23 protein-coding genes are annotated in these 26,544 nt (G+C 75.2%); 18 read left to right on the forward strand and 5 right to left on the reverse strand.

What is annotated here, in order from left to right; translation table 11 throughout:
• Nucleotides 1-46: 46 nt before the first annotated feature.
• Nucleotides 47-1,483: an LVIVD repeat-containing protein gene (locus ACZ6O5_RS02955; protein WP_465974328.1), complete on the reverse strand. Its 1,437-nt coding sequence runs from the start codon at nt 1,481-1,483 to the stop codon at nt 47-49.
• Between the two features lie 154 nt (nt 1,484-1,637).
• Between ACZ6O5_RS02955 and ACZ6O5_RS02960 the strand changes: the two genes are divergently transcribed.
• The 5 genes from ACZ6O5_RS02960 (at nt 1,638) to ACZ6O5_RS02980 (ending at nt 7,645) form a co-directional block, all read left to right on the forward strand.
• Entirely contained in the window at nt 1,638-2,333 is a 696-nt protein-coding gene (locus tag ACZ6O5_RS02960) for a DUF305 domain-containing protein (protein WP_465974197.1), read from the forward strand.
• Nucleotides 2,334-2,373: 40 nt separating this feature from the next.
• Nucleotides 2,374-3,585, forward strand: a complete 1,212-nt coding sequence (locus ACZ6O5_RS02965) for a sensor histidine kinase (protein ID WP_465974198.1) — start codon at nt 2,374-2,376, stop codon at nt 3,583-3,585.
• Nucleotides 3,582-4,247, forward strand: coding sequence for a response regulator (locus tag ACZ6O5_RS02970; RefSeq protein ID WP_281941658.1), 666 nt, complete (start codon nt 3,582-3,584; stop codon nt 4,245-4,247). Before ACZ6O5_RS02965 ends, ACZ6O5_RS02970 begins: the two co-directional genes overlap by 4 nt.
• Nucleotides 4,248-4,394: 147 nt before the next feature.
• The gene (locus ACZ6O5_RS02975; protein ID WP_465974199.1) at nt 4,395-5,159 is read left to right on the forward strand and encodes an ABC transporter ATP-binding protein; all 765 of its coding nucleotides are present in this window, start codon (nt 4,395-4,397) and stop codon (nt 5,157-5,159) included.
• A gap of 5 nt (nt 5,160-5,164) precedes the next feature.
• Nucleotides 5,165-7,645: an ABC transporter permease gene (locus ACZ6O5_RS02980; protein WP_465974200.1), complete on the forward strand. Its 2,481-nt coding sequence runs from the start codon at nt 5,165-5,167 to the stop codon at nt 7,643-7,645.
• Nucleotides 7,646-7,708: 63 nt separating this feature from the next.
• Here the strand turns inward: ACZ6O5_RS02980 and ACZ6O5_RS02985 are convergent, their stop codons facing one another.
• Nucleotides 7,709-9,106, reverse strand: a complete 1,398-nt coding sequence (locus ACZ6O5_RS02985) for a serine/threonine-protein kinase (protein ID WP_465974201.1) — start codon at nt 9,104-9,106, stop codon at nt 7,709-7,711.
• 500 nt (nt 9,107-9,606) lie between these two features.
• On the opposite strand from ACZ6O5_RS02985, the gene ACZ6O5_RS02990 reads away from it, so the two are divergent.
• The 8 genes from ACZ6O5_RS02990 to ACZ6O5_RS03025 all read left to right on the forward strand — a co-directional run bounded on the left by ACZ6O5_RS02990 (nt 9,607) and on the right by ACZ6O5_RS03025 (nt 16,610).
• Complete coding sequence (locus ACZ6O5_RS02990; protein WP_465974202.1) at nt 9,607-10,230, forward strand: RNA polymerase sigma factor; 624 nt, start codon at nt 9,607-9,609, stop codon at nt 10,228-10,230.
• A 16-nt stretch (nt 10,231-10,246) separates the two neighbouring features.
• The gene (locus ACZ6O5_RS02995; protein ID WP_465974203.1) at nt 10,247-11,017 is read left to right on the forward strand and encodes a hypothetical protein; all 771 of its coding nucleotides are present in this window, start codon (nt 10,247-10,249) and stop codon (nt 11,015-11,017) included.
• A gap of 158 nt (nt 11,018-11,175) precedes the next feature.
• Nucleotides 11,176-12,411, forward strand: a complete 1,236-nt coding sequence (gene egtA, locus ACZ6O5_RS03000) for an ergothioneine biosynthesis glutamate--cysteine ligase EgtA (RefSeq protein ID WP_465974204.1) — start codon at nt 11,176-11,178, stop codon at nt 12,409-12,411.
• The gene (gene egtB, locus ACZ6O5_RS03005; protein WP_465974205.1) at nt 12,408-13,736 is read left to right on the forward strand and encodes an ergothioneine biosynthesis protein EgtB; all 1,329 of its coding nucleotides are present in this window, start codon (nt 12,408-12,410) and stop codon (nt 13,734-13,736) included. Before egtA ends, egtB begins: the two co-directional genes overlap by 4 nt.
• 9 nt (nt 13,737-13,745) lie before the next feature.
• A complete protein-coding gene (gene egtC / locus ACZ6O5_RS03010; protein WP_465974206.1) occupies nt 13,746-14,528 on the forward strand; it encodes an ergothioneine biosynthesis protein EgtC in 783 nt (260 codons plus the stop codon).
• Nucleotides 14,528-15,493, forward strand: a complete 966-nt coding sequence (gene egtD / locus ACZ6O5_RS03015; RefSeq protein ID WP_465974207.1) for an L-histidine N(alpha)-methyltransferase — start codon at nt 14,528-14,530, stop codon at nt 15,491-15,493. The genes egtC and egtD overlap by 1 nt, the downstream gene beginning before the upstream one ends.
• Nucleotides 15,494-15,721: 228 nt before the next feature.
• The gene (locus ACZ6O5_RS03020) at nt 15,722-16,309 is read left to right on the forward strand and encodes a TMEM165/GDT1 family protein (protein ID WP_107162705.1); all 588 of its coding nucleotides are present in this window, start codon (nt 15,722-15,724) and stop codon (nt 16,307-16,309) included.
• A gap of 100 nt (nt 16,310-16,409) precedes the next feature.
• On the forward strand, nt 16,410-16,610 hold the full coding sequence (locus ACZ6O5_RS03025; RefSeq protein WP_425786502.1) for a hypothetical protein: 201 nt from the start codon (nt 16,410-16,412) through the stop codon (nt 16,608-16,610).
• A 57-nt stretch (nt 16,611-16,667) separates the two neighbouring features.
• On the opposite strand, the gene nhaA is transcribed toward ACZ6O5_RS03025, so the two are convergent.
• Together nhaA and ACZ6O5_RS03035 are read right to left on the reverse strand one after the other, a co-directional pair.
• Nucleotides 16,668-17,966, reverse strand: a complete 1,299-nt coding sequence (gene nhaA / locus ACZ6O5_RS03030; protein ID WP_465974208.1) for a Na+/H+ antiporter NhaA — start codon at nt 17,964-17,966, stop codon at nt 16,668-16,670.
• Between the two features lie 141 nt (nt 17,967-18,107).
• On the reverse strand, nt 18,108-19,964 hold the full coding sequence (locus ACZ6O5_RS03035; protein WP_465974209.1) for a polysaccharide biosynthesis protein: 1,857 nt from the start codon (nt 19,962-19,964) through the stop codon (nt 18,108-18,110).
• A 185-nt stretch (nt 19,965-20,149) separates the two neighbouring features.
• On the opposite strand from ACZ6O5_RS03035, the gene ACZ6O5_RS03040 reads away from it, so the two are divergent.
• A complete protein-coding gene (locus ACZ6O5_RS03040) occupies nt 20,150-21,604 on the forward strand; it encodes a tyrosine-protein kinase domain-containing protein (protein WP_465974210.1) in 1,455 nt (484 codons plus the stop codon).
• Here the strand turns inward: ACZ6O5_RS03040 and ACZ6O5_RS03045 are convergent.
• Nucleotides 21,585-22,139 (reverse strand): arsenate reductase/protein-tyrosine-phosphatase family protein, encoded by a 555-nt coding sequence (locus ACZ6O5_RS03045; protein ID WP_465974211.1) that lies wholly within the window; start codon nt 22,137-22,139, stop codon nt 21,585-21,587. The two genes, ACZ6O5_RS03040 and ACZ6O5_RS03045, sit on opposite strands and share 20 nt — an antisense overlap.
• A 141-nt stretch (nt 22,140-22,280) precedes the next feature.
• Between ACZ6O5_RS03045 and ACZ6O5_RS03050 the strand changes: the two genes are divergently transcribed.
• The 4 genes from ACZ6O5_RS03050 to ACZ6O5_RS03065 all read left to right on the forward strand — a co-directional run bounded on the left by ACZ6O5_RS03050 (nt 22,281) and on the right by ACZ6O5_RS03065 (nt 26,543).
• The gene (locus ACZ6O5_RS03050; RefSeq protein ID WP_465974212.1) at nt 22,281-23,516 is read left to right on the forward strand and encodes a glycosyltransferase family 4 protein; all 1,236 of its coding nucleotides are present in this window, start codon (nt 22,281-22,283) and stop codon (nt 23,514-23,516) included.
• An 84-nt stretch (nt 23,517-23,600) separates the two neighbouring features.
• Nucleotides 23,601-25,385: a DUF4012 domain-containing protein gene (locus ACZ6O5_RS03055; RefSeq protein WP_465974213.1), complete on the forward strand. Its 1,785-nt coding sequence runs from the start codon at nt 23,601-23,603 to the stop codon at nt 25,383-25,385.
• Nucleotides 25,386-25,398: 13 nt separating this feature from the next.
• Nucleotides 25,399-26,022: a hypothetical protein gene (locus ACZ6O5_RS03060; protein WP_465974214.1), complete on the forward strand. Its 624-nt coding sequence runs from the start codon at nt 25,399-25,401 to the stop codon at nt 26,020-26,022.
• 101 nt (nt 26,023-26,123) lie between these two features.
• Nucleotides 26,124-26,543, forward strand: a complete 420-nt coding sequence (locus ACZ6O5_RS03065; RefSeq protein WP_465974215.1) for a protein-tyrosine phosphatase family protein — start codon at nt 26,124-26,126, stop codon at nt 26,541-26,543.
• Nucleotide 26,544 lies beyond the last annotated feature (1 nt).

Raw genomic sequence — 26,544 nt, forward strand, 5'->3', positions numbered from 1 at the left:
GCCCGGCCCCCCGCGGGGGGCCGGGCCCGGTGCCGCCGTCGTCAGGTCACCAGCTCAGGTAACCCCCCTGGGTCTGCGCGTTCAGCTCGGGCACCAGCAGGAACTGCGCCAGCCAGGTGCGCGGGTCGCGCAGCTCCAGCACGTCCAGTCCCTTCTGGATGTCGCTGGAGTAGATGTGGCCGTTGTACCAGTAGGCCGACCAGGAGCCGCCGGTGCGCAGCTGGGTGGCGTCCAGCGGGCCGCGCTCCCAGTAGGCGATCTCCTTCGGCGTGCGGGAGTCGGTGAAGTCCCACACCGAGACGCCGCCCTGGTACCACGCCTGGACCATGATGTCGCGGCCGGGCACCGGGATCAGTGAGCCGTTGTGCGCCACGCAGTTCTCGGTGTCCGCGTTCACCCGGGGGATCTTGTAGTAGCTGCGGAACGCCAGCTTGCGGGCGTCACCGCGACCGGTGATGTCGTAGATGGCGTCCGCGCCCCGGTTCGGGCCGACGACCTCGTTGCAGGTGGCCGCGCCGCCGCCGCCCAGCTCGTCGGTGAAGACGACCTTGGTGCCGGCGTTGTTGAACGTGGCCGAGTGCCAGAACGCGAAGTTCTCGGTGTCGGTGACCCGCTCGATGACCCGCGGCGCCTCCCGGTCCTTGATGTCCAGCAGGATGCCGTCGCCCATGCACGCGCCGGCGGCCAGGTCCTTCGACGGGTAGGCGGTGATGTCGTGGCAGCCGGTGGTGGCGGACTTCTCACCCGGAACGCCCGGGTAGCCGCCGTCCGGGAAGAGGTTCGGCGTGGCCACCACCGAGGCGGTGGTGGGGTTCCTCACCGGCACCTTGACGATGGAGATGGAGTCGTGCGGCGGCTGGCAGTCCGGGAAGTCGGCGCGCGGGCTGTACGACGAGACGTACAGGTAGACGTCGCGCCGGTCCTTGCCCGGCACCAGCGTGTGGGTGTGCGAGCCGCACGCGGTCTCCACCGACTTGATGTAGCGCGGGTTGCGCTTGTCGCGGATGTCGAAGATCTTGATGCCCTCCCAGGACTCCTTCACGGAGGCGGGCTGGGCGGTGCTGGCGCACGAGTCGTCGGTGCGGGACGAGTCGGTGGACAGGAACAGCAGGTCGCCGCTGACCGAGATGTCGTTCTGTGAGCCGGGGCAGAGCACCTGCGCCACGATCGACGGCCGGCTCGGCCGCGACACGTCGTAGACGACGAAGCCGTCGAAGTTGCCGACGAACGCGTACCGCCCCTGGAAGGCGATGTCGGTGCCGATGGCGGTCGTGGTGTCGAACGGGGCCTGCTTCGGCAGGTTGGCCACCTGGCGCAGGTTGGGGCTGCTGGAGATCTCGTCGACCCCGGGGACGGTGGCGTCCACGGCGGCCGGCGCGGCCTGGGTGCGGGGCAGCTCCTCGGCGTTGCTCGGCGGCGCGGCGACCACGCCGGCGAGCAGCAGGCCGGCGGCGGCGAGGCTGACGGTCCGGGTACGGGACATGCGGATGTTGATCATCGGCAACACCCTTCGAAAGGGGGATGATGATTCGCCACACCTTACCGATCGGTGACCGTCATCAATGTGACGCCGGTCACATCGAGGAACTTTACGCTCTGGATAGGATCGCTGTCACCTCGACCGGAGGGAGAGTCGTATGACCGGCCGGCAGGCACGCGTGTGGCTTCCCGTCACAGCGCTGGTGGCGCTCCTGGTGCTCGGCGGCCTGGCGTTGGCCGGGCGCGACGACAGCCGTCCGGCGGCGGCGCGGCTCAGCCCGGCCGCCACCGCCCCGACCACGCCGGCCGCGACCGGCTCGGCGCCGCCGGTGCTGGTGCCGGGACGCCCGGGGGAGCCGGCCGCCACCCACGACGGCGGGCAGGTCCGCAACGCGGCGCCGCGCTTCAACAGCCTCGACGTCTGGTACGTCCGGATGATGATCCCGCACCACGAGCAGGCGCTGGAGATGGCGACGCTCGCCCCCGACCGGGCCGCCGATCCCCGGATCCGCGCCGTCGCCGACCGGATCCGGGCCGCCCAGGGGCCGGAGGTCGGTGTGCTGCGGGCCTGGCTCAGCACCCGCGACCTGCCCGCCGAGGTCGCCGGACACGATCACGCCAGCATGCGCGGGATGCAGTCCGCCGAGGCGGTGCGGCAGCTCGCCGCCGCCCGGGGCGCGGCGTTCGACCGCCTCTTCGTGCAGATGATGACCGCCCACCACCAGGGCGCGGTGGTGATGTCCACCGACCTGCTCAAGGTCGGCGCGGACCAGGCCATGCAGGAGTTCGCCAACGCGGTGGCCGTCGAGCAGTCCGCCGAGATCACCCGCATGCGGGCCCTCCTCACCCGCTGACCGGGCCCCGGCGGCCCGCCCGGCCCGCCCCGTACGCTGGGTGACCGTGGACCGCCTGATCCTCGGCCGCCCGGTGCGCGGCGTCGCGTTCGACGCCGCCGCCTCCGGGCTGGTCGTCCTCCTCGCCGTGCTGAGCCTCCTGGGCGAGCAGGGTGGGCTGCCGGCGTTCGCGGTCGGCGTGGCGATGGCGGTGGCGTTGTTCTTCCGGCGCACCCACCCGTCCGCGGTCGCCGCCGTGGTGGCCGCGCTCGCGCTGACCCAGGTGATCGTCGGCTGGGGGCCGCTCGGCTACGACCTCGGTGTGCTGATCGCGCTCTACAGCGTGGTCAAGTACGCCGACCGGCTGCGGGACGGCATCGTGGCCGGGGTCGGCGCCGCGATCGGCGTGCTGATCGCCGCGCTCCAGCTCCCCGCCGCCGCGCCCTGGTGGGCCGGCGCGCTCTACTACGGCCTGGTCACCGGCGCGGTCTGGCTGGTCGGGCTGAACGTCCGCACCCGGCGGCTCTACGTGCTCAGCCTGGAGGAGCGCGCCGCGACTGCCGAACGCGAGCGGGAGGCCGAGTCACGGGCCGCGGTGGCCGAGGAACGCACCCGGATCGCCCGTGAGCTGCACGACGTGGTCGCGCACAGCATGGCCGTCATGATCGTGCAGGCGGACGGCGTGCGGTTCACGCTGGACCGGGACCCGGCGACCGCGCGCGAGGCGGCCAAGGTGGTGGCGGACACCGGCCGGCAGGCGCTGGAGGAGATGCGGCGGCTGGTCGGCGTACTCCGGGAACCCAGCCGGCCGGAGCCGGCCGCGATGGCCGACGAGCCGGCGCACCGGCGTCCCGCGCTGGTCGAGCTGCCCGCGTTGCTCGACCGGTTCCGCGCCGCCGGGCTGCGGATCGACTGCGGCGGCGCCGGCACGCCGGTGGCGTTGCCGCCCGGCCTGGAGCTGACCGTCTACCGGGTGGTGCAGGAGAGCCTGACCAACGCGCTCAAGCACGCCGGCGTGGGCGCGTCGGTCGAGCTGACGCTCGACTGGGCCGCCGACGCCGTCGCGGTCCGGGCCGTCGACGACGGGCGCGGTCGCCCGGTGGTCCGGCCGGCGCCGTCCGGCGGGCACGGCCTGGTCGGCATGCGGGAACGGGTCGGGGTGTACGACGGCAGCCTCGCCGCCGGCCCCACGCTGGCCGGCGGATGGCGGGTGCAGGTCCGGCTGCCGCTGCCCGCGGCGATCGGCACCGAGGAAGGGAGCGCGGCGGCGTGACCGTGCGGGTGATGATCGTCGACGACCAGGCGCTGGTGCGCGCCGGCTTCCGGATGGTGCTCGACTCCCAACCGGACCTGGCGGTGGTCGGCGAGGCCATCGACGGCGCGGACGCGCTGCGGGTGCTGGACCGGGTCGAGGTCGACGTGGTGGTGATGGACCTGCGCATGCCCACCATGGACGGGGTGGAGGCGACCCGACGGATCTGCGCCCGGTCGGCCGCACGCCGGCCGCGCGTGCTGGCGCTCACCACGTTCGACACCGAGGCGGACGCGTTCGCCGCGCTGCGCGCCGGGGCGAGCGGCTTCCTGCTCAAGAACGTGCCCCCGGAGGAGCTGCTGGCCGCGATCCGGGTGGTCGCCGAGGGCGACTCGGTGGTGGCGCCGTCGATCACCCGGCGGCTGCTCGACCGGTTCGCCGGGCAGCTCGGCGCGGCCCCGGCCGAGGACCCGCGGCTGGCCCAGCTCACCGAGCGGGAACGGGAGGTGCTGCTGCTCGTGGCGCAGGGGCTGTCCAACGCCGAGATCGCCGCCCGGGTGCACGTCGCGGAGGCGACCGTGAAGACCCACGTGGGCCGCATCCTGGCCAAGCTCCAGCTCCGCGACCGGGTGCAGGCCGTCGTGCTGGCGTACGAGAGCGGGCTGGTCACGCCCGGCGGTTGACCCGGCGTACGCCTCGGGGCGTACCGGCGCGACCGGGCGGTGCGACCGGAGGCGTACGCGGGTCGAGCGCGCTGGTGGAGATCACCGCCGGGGTGCCGGCCATAGCGTCGGGAGGGTCACCAGACCGCGTCCGACAGGAGCACCACGTTGTCCGCAATCCCGACCACAGGCGTCGCGCTCGCCGCCCGTGACCTGCGCAAGGAGTACGGCGTCGGGCAGTCCCGCGTCGTCGCGCTGGACGGCGTCGACCTCGACCTGGCCGCCGCCCGGTTCACCGCCGTGATGGGCCCCTCCGGCTCCGGCAAGTCCACGCTGCTGCACTGCCTCGCCGGCCTGGACCGGCCGTCGAGCGGCACGGTCCGCATCGGCGAGGCGGAGCTGTCCCGGCTCGACGACCGTCGGCTCACCCGGCTGCGCCGGGACCGGATCGGCTTCGTCTTCCAGCGGTTCAACCTGCTGCCCACGCTGACCGCCGAGGAGAACGTCGTGCTGCCGCTGGCCATCGCCGGCCGGCGGCCCGACCCGGCCTGGCTGCGGCAGGTGGCGGCGGCGGTCGGACTGGCCGACCGCCTCGGTCACCGGCCGGCCGAGCTCAGCGGCGGCCAGCAGCAGCGGGTCGCGGTGGCCCGGGCGCTGATCACCCGCCCCTGGGTGGTCTTCGCCGACGAGCCGACCGGGAACCTCGACTCGCGCGCCGGCGCCGAGGTGCTGCGGCTGCTGCGCGAGGCGGTGGACACGCTCGGCCGGACCGTCGTCATGGTCACCCACGACCCGGCCGCCGCGGCGTACGCCGACCGGGTGGTCTTCCTGGCCGACGGCCGGCTCGTCGACGAACTGCACCGGCCGACCACCGGCCAGGTCCGCGACGCGCTCGTCCGGCTCGACCCGGCCGTGACCCCGGTGGGGCGGTGAGCGGGATGCTGCGCCTGACCCTGCGCCAGGTCCGCGCCGAGGGCCTGCGCCTGCTGCTCTCCTCGCTGGCCATCGTGCTCGGCGTCGCGTTCGTCGCCGGCACGCTCATGCTCACCGACGGCATGCGGGCCGGCGCGCACGACCGGGCCGGCGCGTTCGACAGGCACACCGACCTGGCCGCGTACGCCGGCTCCCGGCCGCTGTCACCGGCCCTGGTCGACCGGGTCCGCGCGGTCGACGGGGTGGCCGCCGCCGCGGGGGAGCTGACCGGCACCGCCGGCGTGGTCGGCGCGGACGGCCGGCCCGTGCTCGGGTACGCGGTCCTCGCCGCGATCCCCGCCGAACCGGCCCTCCAGTCGTACGACGTGGTCGCCGGGCGGTTGCCGCAGCGCGCGGGCGAGCTGGTGCTCGACGAGCGGACCGTCGCCCGGCAGCGGTTCGTGCTCGGCGCCCCGGTCTCCGTCGGCGGCGCGGGCGGCGCGGCCCGCCCGTACACGCTTGTCGGCGCCGTCGACGTGGCCGGCACCAACCGTGACGTCGGTGGCCCGTTCATCGGCCTGACCGGCGCGGACGCCCTCGCGGTCGGCGACGGGCGCGGATACGGGCGGATCATGATCGCCGCCCGGCCCGGGGTGGACGTCGCGGCGCTGGCCGACCGGGTCCGGGCCGTGACGGGGCCGGGCGTGCCGGTCCGGGACCGCGCGGCCGTGCTCGACGCGGCGGTCGCCGACGCGGTGCGCGACCTGCGGCAGTTCGAGCTGCTGCTGGGCACGTTCGCGGCGGTGGCGGTGGTGGTGGCCGGCTTCGTGATCGCCAACACCTTCGCCATCGTGCTCGCCCAACGCTCCCGGCGCACCGCGCTGCTCCGGCTGGTCGGCGCGACCCGGGGGCAGATCTACCGGGCCACGCTGGCCGAGGCGGCGTTGACCGGGCTGCTCGCCTCCGCGCTCGGCGTGCTGGCCGGCACGGCGCTGTCCGCCGGGCTGGGCGCGTTGCTGGGCGGCACCGGGGCGCCGGTGGCCGACGGGGTCACCGTGACGGCCCGTACGGTGCTGCTCTCGCTCGGGTCGGGCGTGCTGCTCACCGTGCTGGCCGCGGCGCTGCCGGCCTGGCAGGGCACCCGGGTCGCGCCGGTGGCCGCGTTGACCGACGCGGCGACCCGGCCGGCCCGCCCGGCCGGCCGGGTCCGCCTCGCGGTCGGGGCGCTGGTTCTCGCCGCCGGTGTCGCGGCGCTGCTCGGCGCCGGGACCACCGGGCAGGTGCCGCTGGTGGCGGCCGGTGGACTGCTGGCCTTCGGCGGCATCGTGGCGTTCGGTCCGGTCCTGGTGCCGGCGCTGGTCCGGGTGCTGGGCGCGCCGCTGGGCGCGCTGTTCGGCGCCCCCGCGACGCTGGCCGTGGCGAACGCGGTGCGCAACCCGCGCCGGGTCGCGGCCACCGCCACGGCCATGGTGATCGGGATCGGGCTGGTCTCGTCGTTCGTGGTCGGCGCCGGCAGCGTCAAGGCCGGCATCGAACGCGCGGTGGACGCCCGGGTCGGGGTGGACTTCCTGGTCACCGGCATCGGTGGGGAGCTGCCGGCCCGGCTCGTCGACGAGCTGGCCGCCCGGCCGGAGCTGGGCGTGGTGCACGAGCAGCGCAGCCGGGTGACCGACGGCGTCGAGGTGCGGGCCGCGCACCCGGCGCTGGTCCGCCGGACGCTGTCCGCCGTGGACGCCGGCGACCCGGGCGCGTTCGGGCCGGGCTCGGTGCTGGTGCACCGCGAGCTGGCCGCCGCCCGGGGCTGGACGGTCGGCGCGACGGTCACCGTCGCCGGCCGGCCGTTCCGGGTCGCCGCCGTGGTGGCGGACGACCGGCCGGCGTCGGCCGGCGCCCGGGTGCCGACGGGGTACGCGGTGGAGCTGGTGGACGCCGACTTCGGCCGCCTCTTCCCCACCGAACGCGGCTACCTGGCCGAGATCGACCCGGCGGACGGGGTGAGCCCGGACGTCGCCCGGTCCGCCGTCGAGTCGGTGGTCACCCGCTATCCGACGGTCAACGTGCTGGACCAGGCCGCCTACAAGCGGATGCTCACCGGCACCGTCGACCTGGTGCTGGGCTTCGTCACGGTGCTGCTCGGCCTGGCGGTGGTCATCTCGCTGGTGGGGGTCGCCAACACGCTGAGCCTGTCGGTGGTGGAGCGGACCCGGGAGACCGCCGTGCTGCGCGCGGTCGGCCTCAGCCGCGCCGGGATGCGGGCGGCGCTCGCGGTCGAGGCGGTGCTCACCGCGCTGGTCGGCACCGTGCTCGGCGTCGCGCTGGGCATCGCCGTCGCGGCGGGCGCGATGGCGGTGGTGGCCCGCGTCGGTGGCGACTTCACCGTGGTGCTGCCGTGGGGGCGGCTCGGGCTGATCGTGGCGGTGGCGGTGCTGGCCGCGCTGCTCGCCTCCGTCCTGCCGGCCCGGCGCGCGCTGGCCCGGCCGGTGGTGGCGGCGCTCGGCGCGGACTGACACGGCGCCCGGCGAGCCGGTCGTCCGGCAGCGGCGGGACCGGCTCGCCGGAACGGCGGTGGCTCAGCGGCCGGCGACCGGCTGACCGCCCGGGTCGCCGCCCGGGTCGCCGCCGGCCGGGGCGGTCGTGGTGGTGGTGGTCTCGGTCGGCGCGGTGGTCTCGACCGGGGGCGCGCTGGTGGTCGGCGCGGTGCTCGGCGCGGTCGGCGCCGTCGACGGCACGCGCGACGGGCTCGGCTCGACCGACGCGCTGGGCGAGGCGCTCGGCGTCACCGAGGCCGAGGCCGAGGGCCGCTCGTTCGGACCGACCGGGCGGTAGGTGTAGTCCTCGTCGTCCGCCGACGGCCCCCCGGTGACCGCGGTGTCCGCGACCGAGTTGCTCGGCGCCACCGCCGGGCGGGTGGAGTCGATCCGGGTGGCCGGCGCGTCCGCCTCCCGGGCGGCGGCCAGCAACGCGCCGAGGGCGGTCACCGCCACCAGCACCGCGCCCGCCGCACCGACCAGGGCGCCGCGCCGGCCGGGGCGGCGCGGCGGCGCGACCACGGCCGCCGGCCGGGCCACCGGCTGCTCGTCGCGGGTGTGCCCCGGCCCGGCCGCGCCGCGCAGCGCCGCCGGCACGGTCGCGGTGGGCGAGTCGCTACGCGCCGCCCGGGCCGCGTCGGCCATCGCCGCGGCGCTCGGGTAGCGGTCGGCGGGGTCCTTCGCCAGGGCCCGGGCCACCAGCTCGCGGACCGGCGCCGGGATCTCCGCCGGCAGCTCCGGCGGCTCGTCGTCGAGGTGGCGCACGGCGACCTGGAGCGGGTTGTCGCCGGTGAACGGCGGACTGCCGGTCAGGCAGCAGTAGGCCACCGCGCCGAGCGCGTAGACGTCCGTGGCGCCGGTGACCGGGCGGCCGGCGGCCTGCTCGGGCGCCATGTAGAGGGCGGTGCCGGGCACCGCGTTGGTGCTGGTGATGCTGGTGACGTTGGTGGACCGGGCCACGCCGAAGTCGACCAGGACCACGGTGCCGTCGTCCTGCACGAGCAGGTTGCTCGGCTTGACGTCGCGGTGGACGATGCCCCGCCCGTGCGCCCCGTGCAGCGCCTGCGCCGTCTGGGCCACGATCGACATCGTCTCGGCGACCTCGAGGTGGCCGGCGTCCTCGATCCGTCGGGACAGCGGCTCGCCGGCGACGAACTCCATGACCAGGTAGTCGGCCCGGCTGCCGTCGGGCAGCTCGTCCTCGCCGCAGTCGAAGACCTGCACCACGCCGGGGTGGCGCAGCGACGCCATGATCCGCGCCTCGGAGCGGAACCGGGCGATGAAGTCCGGATCGCGGACCAGGGCGGGAAGCAGCACCTTGACGGCCACCTGGCGGCCGAGCACCAGGTCCTTGGCCCGCCAGACGTCGCCCATGCCGCCGGTGGCGACACGGTCTTCCAGGCGGTACCGACCGCTGAGCAGGACGTCGGAGGAGAGCATCCCCATACCGTACCCACAGCGGTCGCGGAGTATTTCCGGCGATCTCTCCTGCGGCCGTCGGCGAGCGGCTGCGCCCCGGTCGGCCGAACGGCCGAGGGCGCGGCGGCGGTGGGCTGACCGTGACCGGCCGGGTACGATCGGCCAGAAACTGCCGTTCTCCCGGCGGCTGTCCCCTTCCCGCGCGGGAGCAGCGACGCGACGGTGGCCTTCGTTACACCGACACGCCGCCTTCGCCGGTAGACATTTCTCTCGGTTTTTCAGCCGTCCGGGCCATGCCACCCACCCGGTCGCGCTCCCGACGTCGGCCCGGCTCCCGGTCGCCCCGCGACGCCGGTACGGTATGTCCCGCCGCCGGGCGTGCCGGGCGGCGTTGTCCAGCGTGCGTCCCGGGCTCGGCCCGGCGTCGATCAGTTCAGCGGGGGGCCGGGGGTGCGGATGGCGGTGTGGTCTCCCGCGTCGACGGACGCCCGACCCGCGATCGCGGGGCCCGGACGGCGACCGTGACCAGAGAACTGAACGAGGCGGTCACCGCGGCCCAGGCCGGGGACGAGGAGGCGTTCCGCTTCCTCTACCGCAGCCTGCAACCGGCCCTGCTGCGGTACCTGACCACGCTGGTGGGGGGCGACGCCGAGGACGTCGCCTCGGAGACCTGGCTGCAGATCTCCCGGGACCTGCCCTCGTTCACCGGTGGCGAGTTCCGCGCCTGGTCGGTCACCATCGCCCGGAACCGGGCCATGGACCACCTGCGGCGGCAACGGCGTCGGCCCGTGGTCCCGGTGCCTGTGCAGGCCCTCAACGACCTGGCCGGGGACGCCGACACCGCCGACCGGGCCGGTGAGGCCCTCGGCACCGAGAGCGCGCTGGCGCTGATCCGCACGCTGCCACCGGCCGAGGCCGAGGCGGTGATGCTGCGGGCCGTCATCGGGCTCGACGCGGAGACCGCCGGGCGGGTGCTGGGCCGGCGGGCCGGCGCCGTGCGCACGGCGGCGCACCGCGGGCTGCGCCGGCTGGCCGCGCTGCTGGAGCGCGCCGCGTCGGAGGACGTGCCGGGCGCGGTCCGGCCCCGGCCCCGTACCGACAGCCAGACGCCGCACGCGTCCGAGGCCGAGCCGGCGGAGGGCTGACGTGAGGGGAGACGGCATGAGACCTCACCGGTCCGACGGGCCCGCCGATCGGGCGGAGTCCGACCGGCTGCTCGACGCCGCGCACGCCGTGCCGCCGGCCGACGCCGACCCGCTGACCCGGCTGCTCGCCGCCGCGGCGGCCCCGGCCACGGCGGGGGAACTCGACGGCGAGGAACGGGCGCTCGCCGCCTTCCGGGCCGCCCGGGCCGCGCCGGCGGTCGCCGCGCCGGTTCCGGCGTCCCGTCCGCGTCGTCGGCTCCGCGTCGCCGCCGCGCTGTCCGGGCTCGCCGCCACCGCGGTCGCCGGGGTGGCGTTCGCCGCCGTGCGGCTGGACCGGAGCCCGCAACCGGTGGTTCCGCCGGCCCCGACCACGGCGGGCCCCGCCCCGACCGCCGCCGGTCCGTCGTGGTCGACCCCCGGCGGTCCGTCCGGCGCGGCCTCCGGTGCGGCCTCGTCGCCCGGGACGCCGTCCGGGAGCCGGTCCGCCGCGCCGCCGTCGGTCGGCGGCGCGCTCGTCGGCCACTGCCGGGCCTGGCTGGCCAAGCCGGAGCCGCAGCGCACCCGGGCCCTCACCGCCCCGGGCTTCGCCGACCTGGTGGCCGCCGCCGGGGGGCCCGACCGGGTGGAGAGCTACTGCCGGACCCTGGTGCCGGCGGCGTCCCCGAAGACGCCGGCGGGGAAGTCGTCCCCGAAAGCCCCGAAGATGCCGGCCGATCCGTCGTCGAGGAAGCCGACGGACGACGCGCGGAAGCCCGGGCCGGGCGGTCCGGACGACGACGAGGACTGAGCCGGCCGACGCAATCAGATTCCGGACAAAAATTCATCTCTCCGGGCGCGCGGATTCCGTCTGCTAGACAGAGGATGGGGAAGGCGCGGGCCCCGTGCCGGACCGGCCGGGCCCAGGGCGACGGTGTGTCGCCCGTCCCCGGGGAGAGGAGCCGCCACATGGTGATGTCGCCCGAGTTGGATCGTGCCACCGTCCTGGGGGATGAGGCCGCGGCGCGCGGGCACCTGGCCCGGATCTGCTTCAAGACCGGCCCACCCACACTCACCGGCGTCGAACTGGAATGGACCGTGCACGACGCCGCGGACCCGACCCGACCGGTCGACCGTGAGCGACTGCGCGCAGCGTTGGGACGGCACAGCCCCGTCACCCTCGACCCCACCAGCCCGACCGACGAGCTCCGGCGCGGCGGCACCGTGACCGTGGAGCCCGGCGGGCAGGTGGAGATCTCCACCCCGCCGCGACCGTCGGTCGCCGCGCTCGTCTCGGCCACCGAGGCCGACATCACGCAGCTACGCACCCGACTGGACGCCGCCGGCCTCGTGCTGGGCCGTACCGGCATGGACCCGTGGCGTCCGCCCCGACCGGCCGTGGAGACCGCCCGCTACCGCGCGATGCGGGACGTCTTCGACAGGCGTGGACCGGCCGGGCGGGCGATGATGTACAGCACGGCCGGGCTCCAGGTCTGCCTGGACGCCGGCGAGCCCGACCAGGTCGCCCAGCGCTGGGCCGCCGCGCACGCCGTCGGGCCGCCGCTGCTGGCCGCGTTCGCCACCGCCGACCGGCACGCCGGCCGGCCCACCGGCTGGGCGTCCGCGCGGATGGCCGCCTGGCTGGCGATCGATCCGGCGCGTACCCGTCCGGTCTGGTCGCCGGCCGATGCCGACCGTGACCCGGTGGCGGCCTGGACCGACTACGCGCTCGCCGCGCCGCTGCTGTGCGTCCGCGGCGACGGACCGGACTGGACCCCGCCGGCGGACGTCACCTTCACCGACTGGCTGGCCGGCGCGCTGCCCCGCCCACCCACCACCGACGACCTGGAGTACCACGTCAGCACGCTCTTCCCGCCGGTACGCCCACGCGGCTACCTGGAACTGCGCTACCTGGACGCCCAGCCGGGCCGGGCCTGGACGGTGCCGCTGGCGGTGCTGGCGGCGCTGTTCGCCGACCGGACGACCACGGGCGACGCGCTCGCCGTGGCCGGTCCGGTCGCCGACCGGTGGCACGACGCGGCCCGGCACGGGCTGGCCGACCCCGCGCTGGCCACCGCCGCGGTGGCCCTGTTCGACCTGGCCCTGGCCGCCCTGCCGGCGCTGGACCTGCCGGCCGGCCTGTACGACGAGACGCACCGAGCGATCCGGCGGCGGCACGCCGCCGCGGAGAGGGGACAGCGGTGACCACGACCGAGCGACCGGGTACGGACGCCGAGCGGCTGCGCGACCGGATCGCGGCCGAGCTGGAACGCACCCGCGCCCGTACCGCGCTGCTGACCGACGCGGTGGACGACGACGACCTGGTCCGGCAGCACTCCACCCTGATGTCGCCGCTGGTCTGGGACCTGGCGCACGTCGGCAACCAGGAGGAGTTGTGGCTGGTGCGCGACGTCGGCGGGCGCGAGCCGGTGCGCCGCGACATCGACGACCTCTACGACGCGTTCAAGCAGCCCCGCAAGGACCGGCCGGCGCTGCCGCTGCTGCCCCCGGCCGAGGCCCGCGCGTACGTGCGGACGGTCCGGGACAAGGTGTACGACCTGCTGGACGGCATCCGGTTCACCGACCGCCGGCTGGTCGAGGACGGCTTCGCGTTCGGCATGATCGTGCAGCACGAGCAGCAGCACGACGAGACGATGCTCGCCACCCACCAACTGCGCGCCGGCGCCCCGGTGCTGGACGCGCCGCCGCCGCCGGAGCCCCGGGTCGAGGTCGGCGGCGAGGTGCTGGTGCCGGCCGGGCCGTTCACCATGGGCACCTCCACCGACCCGTGGGCGCTCGACAACGAGCGCCCGGCGCACACCGTCGACCTGCCCGCGTACCGCATCGACGCGACGCCGGTGACCAACGGGCAGTACCGCGCGTTCATCGCCGCCGGCGGGTACGACCAGCCGCGCTGGTGGAGCGGGGCCGGCTGGCAACACCGGGTCGAGGCCGGGCTGGGCGCGCCGCTGCACTGGCGGCGTGACGGCGACGGCTGGGCGTACCGCCGGTTCGGCCGCTGGTCCGCGGTGCGCGACGACGAGCCGGTGGTACACGTCTGCTGGTACGAGGCGCAGGCGTACGCGGCGTGGGCCGGCAAGCGGCTACCCACCGAGGCGGAGTGGGAGAAGGCGGCCCGGTGGGACCCGGCGACCGGCCGTTCCCGCCGCTACCCCTGGGGCGACGAGGACCCGGGGACCGCGCACGCCAACCTGGGCCAGCGACACCTGTGGCCGGCGCCGGTGGGCGCCTACCCGGACGGTGCCTCGCCGCTGGGCGTGCACCAGCTCGTCGGCGACGTCTGGGAGTGGACCGCCAGCACGTTCCGGGGGCACCCCGGCTTCACCGCGTTCCCGTACCGGGAGTACTCGGAGGTCTTCTTCGGCGACGACCACCGGGTGCTGCGCGGCGGCTCGTTCGGCACCGACCGGTCGGCGTGCCGGGGCACGTTCCGCAACTGGGACTACCCGATCCGGCGGCAGATCTTCAGCGGGTTCCGCTGTGCCCGCGACGCCGGCGACGGGGAGTGAGCCGGCCGGATGTGCCGTCACCTCGCGTACCTCGGTCCACCGGTCACCCTGCGGAGCCTGCTGTTCGATCCGCCGTACGGGCTGCTGCGGCAGTCCTGGGCGCCGCGTGACATGCGCGGCGGCGGCACCATCAACGCCGACGGCTTCGGCGTCGGCTGGTACCCGGACGGCGTCGACCCGGTCCGCTACCGGCGGGCCCAGCCGATGTGGAGTGACACGACGCTGCCGGAGCTGGCGGCCGTGACGTCCGCCGGGGCGGTGCTGGCCGCCGTCCGCTCGGCCACGGTCGGCATGCCGCTGCACGAGACCGCCGCCGCGCCGTTCGCCGAGGGACGCTGGCTGTTCAGCCACAACGGTGTGGTCCGGGGCTGGCCGGACAGTCTCGTCCCGCTCGCCGCCGGGCTGCCGGTGCGGGACCTGCTCACGCTGGACGTGCCGACCGACTCGGCGGTGCTCTGGGCGCTGGTCCGGCATCGGCTGCGCGCCGGCGCGGCGCTCGGCGACGCGGTGGCCGACACCGTCGCCGCGGTGACCGCCGCGGCGCCCGGCTCGCGGCTGAACCTGCTGCTCACCGACGGCGTCACGGTCGCGGCGACGCTGGCCGGGCACGCGCTGTCGGTGCGGCGCGGCCCGGGTTCGGTGCTGCTGGCCTCCGAGCCGTTCGACGACGATCCCGGCTGGCAGGCGGTGCCGGACGGGCGGCTGGTGCTGGCCACCGCGGCCGGGCTGGACATCCGCGAGCTGGCCCCGACCGGGGCCGGCTCATCCACCGATGGCAGAGAGGACACCTGATGGGCGCGGAGCCGCTGGAGATCCACCTGGAGGAGCAGGACCTCGACCGGGCGCTGCGGGAGGACGTCCGGGTCGGGTTGACCGCGTCGCCGAAGTGGCTGCCGCCGAAGTGGTTCTACGACGCCCGGGGCAGCGAGCTGTTCGAGGAGATCACCCGCCTGCCGGAGTACTACCCGACCCGGGCCGAGCGGGCGGTGCTGGCCGCGCACGCGGCCGACGTCGCGGCGCTGACCGGCGCGAAGACGCTGATCGAGCTGGGTTCCGGCTCGTCGGAGAAGACCCGGCTGCTGCTGGACGCGTTCACCCGGCACGGCGACCTGGGCACGTTCGTGCCGCTGGACGTCTCGGTCAGCGCGTTGCGCGGGTCCACCGAGCAGATCGCCGCCGCGTACCCGGGGCTGCGGGTGCGGGGCATCGTCGGCGACTTCACCCGTCACCTGGACCGGCTGCCCACCGGCGGCCGACGCCTGGTGGCGTTCCTCGGCGGCACGATCGGCAACCTGCTGCCGGGAGAGCGGGCCGGGTTCCTCACCGCCATGCGCGCGGCACTGGAGGTCGGGGACTGGCTGCTGATCGGCACCGACCTGGTGAAGGACCCGGGCGTCGTCGTCCCGGCCTACGACGACGCCGCCGGCGTGACCGCCGAGTTCAACCGCAACGTGCTGCGGGTGATCAACCGGGAGCTGGGCGCGGACTTCGACGTCACCGCGTTCCGTCATGTGGCGGTCTGGGACCCGGACCGGGAGTGGATCGAGATGCGGCTGCGCGCCGAGCGTCCGACCCGGGTGCGGGTGCTGGACCTCGACATCGAGTTCGCCGCCGGGGAGGAGCTGCGCACCGAGGTCTCGGCCAAGTTCCGGCCGGCGGGCGTCGCCGCCGAGCTGGACCGCGCCGGGTTCGCGCGGCAGGCGTTCTGGACCGACCCGGACGGGTTGTTCGGGGTGAGCCTGGCCCGGGCCGAGTGACGGCCGGCGCGGCCCCGGTCACACCCGGCGACCGGGGCCGGCGGTGATCGGCTAGGCTGGTCGGCGCGAAGGGGAGTAGCCCCCAATGTCGTGGTCGACACACTGGTGCGTTCCGCACCCGGCCACGCGGCCCCGGTCCCCGGGGCGGGCGAGACCTTCGACTCAGGCTGTCGCAGCCGGGTCGAGGGCGTCCCTGTCTCTCCTCCCGGCTTGATCGGGAAGGTTCACATGGAGGGTTTCCTCGTCGCGCTGGTGGTCAGCTTCGGCGTCATCTTCGTCGCGGAGCTGGGCGACAAGTCCCAGCTCATGGCGCTGACGTTCGCCACGCGCTTCCGACCGCTGCCGGTGCTCATCGGCATCACCATCGCCACCGCGATCGTCCACCTCGCCTCGGTGGCCATCGGCGTCGGCCTCAACAGCGTGCTGCCCACGGGCTGGATCTCACTCATCGCCGGTCTGGCGTTCCTCGGCTTCGGCGCCTGGACGCTGCGCGGCGACAAGCTCACCGAGGAGGAGAAGCGGAAGGCCGAACGCAGCACCAAGTCGGCGATCATCGCGGTCGGCGTGGCGTTCTTCCTGGCCGAACTGGGCGACAAGACGATGCTCGCGACCATCACGCTGGCCACCAAGTACGGCTGGTTCGGCACCTGGCTCGGCTCCACCCTCGGCATGGTCGCGGCGGACGCGCTGGCCATCCTGGTGGGCCGGATGCTCGGCCGGCACCTGCCGGAACGGACCATCCGGTACGGCGCGGCCGTGCTGTTCGCCATCTGCGGTCTCTGGCTCGTCTTCGAGGCGGTCCGGGAGCTGACCTGAGCGGCGCTCGGATGATCAGGAACCGGCACGGTGGGTAAGTGTCCTGGCGGGGGTGTCACCGCACCGCCGCCAGGATTCGGACGACCGGGAGGTTCCGCGCATGAGCAGGCACGATGAGCCCAACGAGTACGGCTTCGCCGGGGGCGCCACGGCGCCGGAACCGCCTCCCGGTGGTCGCGCGGACGAGCAGGACCGCGCCGAGCGGGTCGCGGTGCCGGGTGACGACCTCACCGAACCGTTCGCCGACGCGCTGGAGGAGACCGAGGACGGCGCCGACCGTCGCGCCGAGCGCCACCGCTGATCGGTGTCCCGCGCCGGCCGTCGCCCCGACCGGGGGCGGCGGCCGGCGCGTTCCGGCTCAGGCCGGCCGTTCCTGGTAGACGTCCGGGATGCCGTCGCCGTCGTCGTCCCGGCTCTCCCGTTCGCTGATCCGGCGGTGCACCCGGTTGCGCCGCAGCAGCACCGCGGCGGCCAGGCCGGCGGAGATCAGCGAACCGGCCAGCACCGCGGCCTTCACCCGCTCGTCCTCGGGGCTGCCCGGGCCGAACGCCAGCTCCCCGATGAGCAGGGAGACGGTGAAGCCGATACCGGCCAGCAACGCCAGCCCGACCAGGTCCGCCCAGGTGATCTCCTCGTCCAGCTCGGCGCGGGTGAACCGGGCGAGCAGGAACGTGGAGCCGAACACGCCGATCACCTTGCCCAGCACCAGGCCGCCGGCCACGCCGAGCACGACCGGGTCCCGCACGACCGCGCCCAGGTCCACGTCGACGAGCGAGACCCCGGCGGCGAAGAACGCGAAGACCGGCACGGCGAGGCCGGCGGAGATCGGCCGCCAGCGGTGCTCCAGCCGTTCGGCGAGCCCGGGTTCACCGCCCCGCCCGGTCAGCACCGGCACGGTGAAGCCGAGCAGCACGCCGGCCACGGTGGCGTGCACCCCGGAGGCGTGCACCAGCACCCAGGCGGTCACCGCCAGCGGGATCAGCGCCCACCACCAGGTGCGCCGCCGCTGCACCAGCAGCCCGAACGCCGCGATCGGCAGTAACGCGCCGAGCAGCGGCAGCGGGTGGAAGTCGGCGGTGTAGAACACCGCGATGATGGTGATGGCCAGCAGGTCGTCGACCACCGCGAGGGTGAGCAGGAAGGCCCGCAGCCCCTGCGGCAGGTGCGAGCCGATCACGGCCAGCACGGCGAGCGCGAAGGCGATGTCGGTGGCGGTGGGGATCGCCCAACCGCGCAGCCCCGCGCCGCCGGCGCTCGCGGTCACCGCCAGGTAGATCAGCGCCGGCACCGCCATGCCGCCGACGGCGGCGACCACCGGCAACGCGGCCCGCCGGGGGTCCCGCAGGTCCCCGGCGACGAACTCACGCTTGAGTTCCAGGCCGACCACGAAGAAGAAGATCGCCAGCAGCCCGTCGGCGGCCCAGGTGGCGAGCCCGAGGTCGAGGTGCAGCGCCGCGCCGCCGGGCCAGGGCACCCAGTCGCCCAGCGCGGCGTAGGCGGCGCGCCACGGCGAGTTCGCCCAGACCAGGGCGAGGACCGCGCCGAGCAGCAGCAGACCGCCGCCGACCGTCTCGGTGCGCAGCACGTCCGCCAGGAAGCGGGCCTCCGGCCAGGAACGCCGAGCCAGCAGGCGGGAGGGCGAGCTGTGATGGGGCATACGGTGTCCGTCCGGGAGCAGGGGTCGGTGGATCCATCGCCGACCAGGCTTCCCGGCACACCGCCGCCAACCCTACCGGTCCGCCGGACCGGCGGCGAGCGCAGCCGCGGCGGGGGCCGCCGCACCCGCCGCCGGCGGCGGTCAGCGCTGGCCGGGCAGCGCCGGCAGCACCGCGCCGATCGTCTCGCAGAACGCCGCCATCCGTTTCACCAGCTCGTCCGGGTCGGCGTACGGGTCCAGCGCGCGCACCTCGTCCGGGTCCAACGGCGGCACCGGCACGTGGGAGATCAACGGGTGCAGCGGCCGGGTGTCCGCCTCGTCCGCGCCGAAGAGGTGCTCGTGCAGCTTCTCGCCCGGCCGGAGCCCGGTGTAGACGATGTCCACCGGGTGGTCAGCCTCGGCGGACAGCCGCCGCGCCACGTCCGCGATCCGGACCGGCTCGCCCATGTCGAGCACCAGCGCCTCGCCGCCGCGGCCGATGGTCGCGGCCTGGAGCACCAGGTGCACGGCCTCCTGCACGGTCATGAAGTAGCGGGTCACGTCCGGGTGCGTGACGGTGATCGGCACGCCGGCCCGGATCTGCGCCTGGAACGCGGTCAGCACCGAGCCCCGGCTACTGAGCACGTTGCCGAACCGGACGCTGAGGTAGGTGCCGCCGAGCTGCGCGGCCCGGTGGGCGGTGAGCCGTTCGGTGATCCGCTTCGAGTAGCCGAGGACACTCGTCGGATTGGCCGCCTTGTCGGTGGAGATGTTGACGAACTCGGCGACGTCCCGGCACGCCTCCAGCACGTTCAGGGTGCCCCAGATGTTGGTCTTGATCGCCTCGCCGGGGTGCCGCTGGAGCAGCGTCAGGTGCTTCAGCGCCGCCGCGTGGAACACCACGTCGGGCTGCCGGTCGGCGATCACCCGGGCGATGCCGTCGGCGTCCCGGATGTCGGCCAGGATCAGTTCGGGGCCGTCCAGCAGCGCCCGGCCGTGCAGGGACATCTGGAGCGCGTGCAGCGCCGACTCGTCCCGGTCGAGCATCATCAGCTCGTCCGGCTCGCAGCGGGCGATCTGCCGGCACAGCTCCGAGCCGATCGAGCCGCCGGCGCCGGTGACCAGCACCCGCCGGCCGGCCAGCCCGCCGCGCTCGACGGCCAGCTCGGCCACCCGGTGGGCGCGGCCGAGCAGGTCGGTGAGCTGGAGGTCGCGGACGTCGGTGGCGTGGACCGGGCGGTCGAGCACCTCACGGACCGGGGGCAGGACCTTGAACGTGGCCCCGGCCTCCAGCGTGCGGGTGCGCACGTCGCGCAGCAGCCGCGGGTCGCCGCCGGTCATCGAGAAGATGACGGTACGCGCCTGGGTGGCCCGGACCACGGCGCCGACCTGCTCCCGCCCGCCGAGCACGCGCAGCCCTTCCAGCCGGAGCCCGCGGCTCTCCGGGGCGTCGTCGAGCAGACCCACCGGACGGTAGCTGTTGTCCGGGTCGCGCAGCAGCACGCGGACCAGCCGTTCGCTGGCCGCATCCACGCCGTAGACCAGGCACCGCTCGGCGTGCCGCGCCGCCGGGCGGTGCCGGTCGGCCTGCAACCGCCACAGTCCGCGGCCGGCCGCCATCAGCACCAACGCGACGGTGCCGCCGACCAGCGGGGTGGTCGCGGGTACCGGCCGTTCGGCCCAGGGCAGCACGCCGGCGAGCGTGACCGCGGCGGCGATCGCCGCGGTGCCGGCCAGCCCGCGGGCGTCCCCGGCGCTGCCGATCGGATAGCGGCCGTAGAGCCGGGAGCGCAGCAGCGTGAGCAGCGCGTAGAGCGCGGCGCAGGCGAGCGCGACGGCGAGCACGCGGCCGGTCGCGGCGGCGGTCAGGTCGAACTCGTAGCGGGTCCAGGCGGCGCCGAGAAATCCTCCGCACCACGCGGCCGTGTCCAGCGTTAACAGGGAGAGAGTGGCGGCGCGGTGGGTGGTGTGACTGCGTGTCCGCAGCGCCTCGTCTGCGGCGGTGGCTTCACGATCCATGGGTGCCCTCTACGTGTTCATCCGGAATGAGCGGATTTACGTCGTCCGTGCTTTCCGGTCGTTTACATTCGTCTGGTCACCTAACGGGGTGAATAGGCGATTCGATCCTGGCACGGCTACTGGGGCTTTTAGGGGGCTTTTGTGCAACTTCATCGGCAGGTCGGCGTGTCGCGAGGAGGAGCGGGATGAGCGTCCTCGGCTACCTGCGCCTGGTCCGACGCCACTGGTGGATCGTGCTGGTCACGGTCATGCTCACGCTGGGCGTGGCCGCCCTGGTCACGGTCCGCTCCGCGCCTCGGTACCAGGCCTCGGTGACGTTCTTCGTCACCACGGCCAGTCCGGGCGTGATGGACGCCTACCAGGGCAGCCTGTTCCTGCAACAGCGGGTGAAGTCCTACGGCGCCCTGCTCACCAGTGACCGGCTGGCACAGAGCGTGGTCGCCGACGCGCCGCTCGGACTCACCGCCGACCAGGTGCGCGGCAAGATCTCCACGGACGTGCTGCCCGACAAGGTGCTGCTCAAGGCCTCGGTCACCGACACCAACCAGACCCGGGCGCTGAAGCTCACCGAGACCCTGGCGGCCGAGTTCACCGAGCTGGTGCGGAAGGTGGAGACCCCGGCGGACGGCAAGGCCCCACCGATCAAGATCGAGGTGGTGAGCGGCCCGCGGGTCACCTCCAGCCCGGTCTCGCCGCGACCGGCGCGCAACCTGGTCCTGGGCGGGCTGCTCGGCCTGCTGGCCGGTGCCGCGCTGGCCGTGCTGCGCGGCATGGCCGACGTGCGGATGCGCGACGCCGTGGCGTTGCAGCGGGTGACCGGCAGCCCGCTGCTGGGCGAGATCCCGTTCGAGGCCGGCGCGAAGGCCGCCCCGCTGATCGTCGGCGACGCGGCCACCTCGGTCCGCGCCGAGGCGGTCCGCAAGCTGCGGACCAACCTGCGCTTCGTGGACGTGCACGAGCCGGCCCGGGTCATCGCGGTCACCAGCGCCCTGCAGGGCGAGGGAAAGACCACCATGGCCTGCAACGTCGCCATCGCGCTGGCCGAGGCGGGCTGGCGGGTGCTGCTCATCGACGCCGACCTGCGCCGCCCCAAGGCCGCCGACTACCTCGGTCTCGACGGCGGGGTCGGGCTCACCGACGTGCTCGTCGGCGACGTGCAGGTCGGCGACGTGGTGCAGCGGTGGGGCGAGAAGTCGCTGCTGGTCCTGCCCAGCGGCGCCACCCCGCCGAACCCGAGCGAGCTGCTCGGCTCCAAGGCGATGGCGGACCTGCTGGTGGCGCTGCGCGAGTCGGCGGACATCGTGATCATCGACACCGCGCCGCTGCTCGCGGTCACCGACGGCGTGGTGGTGGCCGTGCAGGCCGACGGCGCGCTCCTGGTCACCCAGCAGGGGCGGACCTCGCGTGGCCAGGTGGCCGCCGCGGCGCGGGCGCTCAGCTCGGTGTCGGTGCGCCTGCTCGGCTGCGTGCTCAACATGGCCAAGGTCGGCAAGGCGGACGCCTACCAGTACGAGACGTACAAGGTGGTCGTGCCGCCGGCCACGCCGACCGTGCCCACCGGCCGGGTCGGGGCGACCCAGCGGGGTGCGCAGACCGTCGTGGGTGACCGTACTCAGGAACTCACCCGGCTGTCGCGATGAGCGCGCGCAGGGGCCGGATCGACCGCTCGATCTCCTCGGCGCACCGGCGGAAGTCGGCCGGGGAGCCGCCGATCGGGTCCCGCAGGTCGTCCGTGCCGTCGGGGGCGGGTTGCAGCCGCCCCCGGGCACGGACGGCCGCCCCCACGGCCGCCCGCAGCGGGGTGGTCCCGGGCGCGCCGTCCGGCCGGGCCGCGGTGGCCAGGCGGGCGAACTGGTGCAGCGTGAACATCCGGCCCAACGCGGCCGGGGCCAGCGCCGCGCAGGCCGAACGCTGGCGACGGGTCGCGGTCAGCACCAGCGCCGCCGAGGTGAGGTGCTCCGGGCGCAGCCGGCGGGTGCGGAAGACGCTCACGTCCGCGCCGTCCCCGGCGGCCACCTCGACGGCGTACGGGTGCATGCCCGCCCCGTCGATCGCGTCGGTGCCGGCGCTGGCCACCGTCACCGGGAGCCCGGCCAGCAACCGGCGGGCGATGAACTCGGCCATCGGTGACCGGCACATGTTCGCGTGGCAGACGAAGAGCACCCCGTCGGGCATCTGGACCCCTCTGGTCGGCGCGGTCGCGCGGGGCGCCGCGACGGTGGGCTGCCGGCGGTCGCGGCCGGACGCCGAGGGGATGCCGGCATCGTACGTGCCACGGTGGACCGGGGTCCGGCAGGCCGCGCCGGGAGCGCGGCCATGAGGATCGGCATCCTGTCGTACCACTTCCCGCCGGAACCGGCGTTCATCCCCGGCAGCCTGGCCGAGGAACTGGCCGCCCGGGGCCACGAGGTGTGCGTGCTCACCGGGTTCCCGGACCACCCGGGCGGCCAGCTCTATCCGGGCTGGCGGCAACGGTGGGGGCACCAGACGCGCAGCGAGCGGCTGACCGTCCGCCGGGTGCCCCGGTACGCCGGCGGGGCGGGCTCCGCCCGCGCGCGGGCGGCCGGCTGGCTCTCCTTCGCCGGCAGCGTGACGCTCGCCGGCCGGCGCTACCTGCGGGACCTCGACGCGCTGTACGTCCTCCAGCTCCCCGCGGTGACCTTCGCCGCGGCCGGCCTGCTGCGGATGCTGGGCCGGGTCCCGACGGTGCTGCACGTGCAGGATGTCTGGGCGGAGGAGGAGCCGGCCCGGCCCGGGGCGGCAGCTGGCTGGTCGGGGCGGCTGGACGCGGGCCTGCGCCGGCTGTACCGGGAGGCGGACGCGATAGCGGTCAGCGCACCGTCCATGCGCGAGCTGGTGCTCGCCGGCGGGGCCGAACCGGATCGGGTACGCACGGTGCTCACCTGGACCGACGAGCGACTGTTCCGCCCGGCGCGGCCCGGTCCCGCCGCACGTCGGCTGATCCGCCGGGACGACCGCTGCGTGGTGATGCACGCCGGCACGATCGGCGTACGGCAGGGTCTGGAGACCGCGGTCCGGGCGGCGGCGGCGCTGGGGGACCGGATGGACCTGGTCCTGGTCGGCTCGGGCGCGGAGGAGCGGCGGGTGCGGGACCTCGCCGCCGAACTCCGCGCGGACAACGTCCGGTTCGTCGAGCGGCGCTCGCCGGCGGACATGCCCCAGCTCTACGCGGCCGCCGACTACCAGCTCGTCATGCTGCGCGACCGGCCGGAGCTGCGCGGCACCGTGCCCGGCACCTTGCCGGCCGCGCTCTCCTGCGCCGCACCGGTGGTCGCCTCGGCCGGCGGCGACACCGCGGAGCTGGTGGAGCGGGCCCGAGCCGGGCTGTCCTGCCCGCCCGAGGACTGGGCGGCCCTGGCCGACCGGTTCTGGCTGGCCGCGGCGATTCCCGCGGCTGCCCGGGCCGACATGGGCCGCCGGGGGCGGGACGCCTACCTGCGGCAGATGTCGCTGCGGGCCGGCGTGGACCGGATCGAGGCGCTGCTGCGTGACGTGGCCACGGTTCGGATGAAAAACACGAAAAGCGACTGAAAGCGTAGTTCATCCAATACATACTCATATCCGACGCGAGCACCGAATGGTGATCGCGGGCCGGTCGACTCCGAGGAGAGTGGCGTGACGGAACACGCGGCGTCGCACCGCCGACGCCGACACTCACGGCGACGCCGGCGGGCCCGCGTCCGTCGTGTCCTGCTGGTCGGGCTGGTCGTCGTCTCGGTGCTGGCCACCGCCGGCGGTTGGGTCACGTTCCGGGGCTGGCAGGCCCGGGCCCACCTGGTGAACGCCGCCGGCCTGGCCAAGGACCTCAGCGCCCAGGTGCTCGACGGTGACGTGGCCCGGGCCCAGCGGACCCTGGCCGCGCTCCAGGAGCAGGCCGGCGCCGCGCGCGGAGCGACCGGCGACCCGGTCTGGTGGCTCGGCCAGGGCGTCCCGTACGCCGGGGACAACCTGACGGCGGTGCGGCAGATCTCGGTGGCGGTGGACGACCTGGCCCGGCTCGCCTTCCCCACCCTGCTCCGGGTCGACCTCGCCTCGCTGGTGCCGAAGCAGGGCCGGCTCGACGTGGGCCGGCTGCGCGCGGTCGCGGCCGAGGTGTCGGCCGCCGACCAGGCCGTCCGGCGGACGGCGGACCGGCTGCGGGCGGTGCCGACCCGCGGCCTGGTGGCCCAGGTACGTGACGCGGTCACCGAGCTGCGGGAGGAGTTGGACCGGTTGGGCGGGCTCACCTCCGCCGCCAACCGCGGCGTCCGCCTGTTGCCGCCGCTGCTCGGCGCGGACGGCCCGCGCAGCTACCTGCTCGTCTCGCAGAACCCGGCCGAGCTGCGGGCCACCGGCGGCATGTTCGGCGCGTACGCCGTGCTGCGCGCGGACTCCGGCCGGATCCGACTGGCGGGGCAGGGCAACGCCACGGACCTGCGGTACTTCGATCCACCGCTCAAGGTGGACCCGGAGATGCGCCGGCTCTGGTCCGAGCTGCCGGGGATGTATCCGGCGGACGTCAATCTGAGCCCGAGCTTCCCGACCGCCGCCGCGCTCTACCGCGAGATGGTGCGCCGACGCACCGGGATCACGGTGGACGGCGTGCTGGCGGTCGACCCGGTGATGCTGTCGTACCTGCTCAACGTCATCGGCCCGGTGCAGGTGCCGGACGGTCCGACGCTGGCCGGCGGCACCGCCGTGCGGACGCTGCTCAGCGACTCGTACCGGGACCTGGACGTGAAGGCGCAGGACGCGTTCTACGCGCGGGCCGCGTCGGGGGTGATCGACGCGCTGTTCACCAGGACGGTTGACCCAAGAGCCCTTTTAACCGTTATTAGCCGCTCGATACAGGAACGTCGGATATTGTTCTGGAGTGTCCGTTCTGACGAGCAACGCGCGGTGGCCGGGACCCGGCTGGCCGGGCAGCTCCCGGAGCAGGACACCGTGCCGACGGTCGGCGTGTTCCTCAACGACGGCAGCGGCGCGAAGCTCGGCTACTACCTCAGGTTCTCGGCCACCCTGACGGTCGGTGCATGCCAGCCGGACGGACGCCGCGAGCTGCGGCTGCGGGTCACGGTGCACTCCACCGCCCCGCGGTCGGGTCTGACGGAGTCGGTCACGGGCATGGCCCTGTCCGGCGACAAGTACACCGCCCGCACGTTCGTCTCGGTGCACACCCCCAGCGGCGGCGCGGTCCTCGCCGGCCGGCTGGACGGCCGGGCCACCCCGATGGGCAGCGGGCTCGACCGTCGGCGTCAGGTCGCGGTGGCGAACGTGGAGGTCGGCCCCGGGCAGACCCGGACGCTCGACGTCACGCTGCTCACCGGCCAGAACGGCGCCGGCACGGCCGATCTGGTGCTCACTCCCACCGTCACCCCGTGGACCACCCAGATAACCACCGCACCCAGATGTGAACAGTAGGAGGGAAACCATCATGCGGCTATCCCGCATCATCATGGCGCTCTCGGTGGGCCTGGCCGTCGTGGCCGCGCCGACCGCGGCCGGAGCGGCGCAGCCGCAGCCACCGGTCTATCCGCCCGTGGTCGCGTCGCTGACCGTGACGCCGACCACCATCACGATCGGCGAGACGTTCACGCTCAACGGCCGGAACTTCCTGCCGAACGAGCAGGTCCGGATCGATGTCGCCATCTCCAACCTGCCCATCGCCGCACCCGCCGAGGGAACCGCGCGGCGCAGCGACGGCAGCACGGTGGCGATGGCGTCGGTCGCGTACCTGCCGAGCGATCCCGCACCGCAGCCGGCGCCCACGACCTTCGTGGTGACCGCCGACGCGAACGGCAGCTTCACCGTCACCTACCGTCCGACCCGTCCCGGTCGCTACACGTTCACCGCGACCGGGCTGACGTCCGGCCGGACCGCCAGCGCGACCGGCATCGTGTTGCCCAAGCGCCCGCCGCGTCCGCCACACCACGGCGGTCACCTGCCCGTCACGGGTGACAGCATCGGCACGCCGCTGAAGCTCGGCGGTGGCCTGGCCGGTGTCGGCGCGGTGCTGCTGCTCGGGTCCCTGGCCTGGCGCCGCCGTCGCCTCAGCTGACCGAGGCGCGCCGGGGGGAGACCCCCGGGCCGATCGCGAGTGCCCGCCGGAGAAGCTCCGGCGGGCACCCGCGTGTCCGGGGTACGCCGCACAATGGGCCGGTGCACCCGACGCCACCATGGACGGATCCCGCCGGTCTCCTCACGCTGCCCGGCGGCGCCACCGTACGGGGACGCCGCGTCGCCGCCCCGGCCTCCCCGGCCGACTTCGCCCTGCTGCTGGCGCGCGGGCCGGAGCCGGCCTGGCCGGTCCGGCGGATCCGCTGGCCCGACTTCTGGCTCCCGCTGGACCGCGCCGACGCCCTGGACGCGCTGCGCGAGGCGCGGCGACGCGCGTACGCCGGTCAACGGGTCGAGGTCGCCTGCTACGGCGGCGTGGGCCGCACCGGCACCGCGCTCGCCGCCCTGGCGGTGCTGGACGGGCTGGACCCCGGGCGGGCGGTCGCCTGGGTGCGCGCGCACTACCATCCGCGTGCGGTGGAGACGCCGTGGCAGCGACGGTGGCTGCGCGGCGTCCACTGAC

The organism is Micromonospora sp. NPDC049201 (genome assembly GCF_055586805.1).

Coding starts and splice junctions, on each gene's coding strand:
- egtA (WP_465974204.1), top strand. CDS start 11,176: ATGGTGATGTCGCCCGAGTTGGATCGTGCCACCGTCCTGGGGGATGAG.
- ACZ6O5_RS03045 (WP_465974211.1), bottom strand. CDS start 22,139: ATGCCCGACGGGGTGCTCTTCGTCTGCCACGCGAACATGTGCCGGTCA.
- ACZ6O5_RS02995 (WP_465974203.1), top strand. CDS start 10,247: ATGAGACCTCACCGGTCCGACGGGCCCGCCGATCGGGCGGAGTCCGAC.
- egtC (WP_465974206.1), top strand. CDS start 13,746: ATGTGCCGTCACCTCGCGTACCTCGGTCCACCGGTCACCCTGCGGAGC.
- nhaA (WP_465974208.1), bottom strand. CDS start 17,966: ATGCCCCATCACAGCTCGCCCTCCCGCCTGCTGGCTCGGCGTTCCTGG.
- ACZ6O5_RS02960 (WP_465974197.1), top strand. CDS start 1,638: ATGACCGGCCGGCAGGCACGCGTGTGGCTTCCCGTCACAGCGCTGGTG.
- ACZ6O5_RS03050 (WP_465974212.1), top strand. CDS start 22,281: ATGAGGATCGGCATCCTGTCGTACCACTTCCCGCCGGAACCGGCGTTC.
- ACZ6O5_RS02955 (WP_465974328.1), bottom strand. CDS start 1,483: ATGTCCCGTACCCGGACCGTCAGCCTCGCCGCCGCCGGCCTGCTGCTC.
- ACZ6O5_RS02980 (WP_465974200.1), top strand. CDS start 5,165: ATGCTGCGCCTGACCCTGCGCCAGGTCCGCGCCGAGGGCCTGCGCCTG.
- ACZ6O5_RS03025 (WP_425786502.1), top strand. CDS start 16,410: ATGAGCAGGCACGATGAGCCCAACGAGTACGGCTTCGCCGGGGGCGCC.
- ACZ6O5_RS03060 (WP_465974214.1), top strand. CDS start 25,399: ATGCGGCTATCCCGCATCATCATGGCGCTCTCGGTGGGCCTGGCCGTC.
- ACZ6O5_RS03040 (WP_465974210.1), top strand. CDS start 20,150: ATGAGCGTCCTCGGCTACCTGCGCCTGGTCCGACGCCACTGGTGGATC.
- ACZ6O5_RS03035 (WP_465974209.1), bottom strand. CDS start 19,964: ATGGATCGTGAAGCCACCGCCGCAGACGAGGCGCTGCGGACACGCAGT.
- egtD (WP_465974207.1), top strand. CDS start 14,528: ATGGGCGCGGAGCCGCTGGAGATCCACCTGGAGGAGCAGGACCTCGAC.
- ACZ6O5_RS02985 (WP_465974201.1), bottom strand. CDS start 9,106: ATGCTCTCCTCCGACGTCCTGCTCAGCGGTCGGTACCGCCTGGAAGAC.
- ACZ6O5_RS03020 (WP_107162705.1), top strand. CDS start 15,722: ATGGAGGGTTTCCTCGTCGCGCTGGTGGTCAGCTTCGGCGTCATCTTC.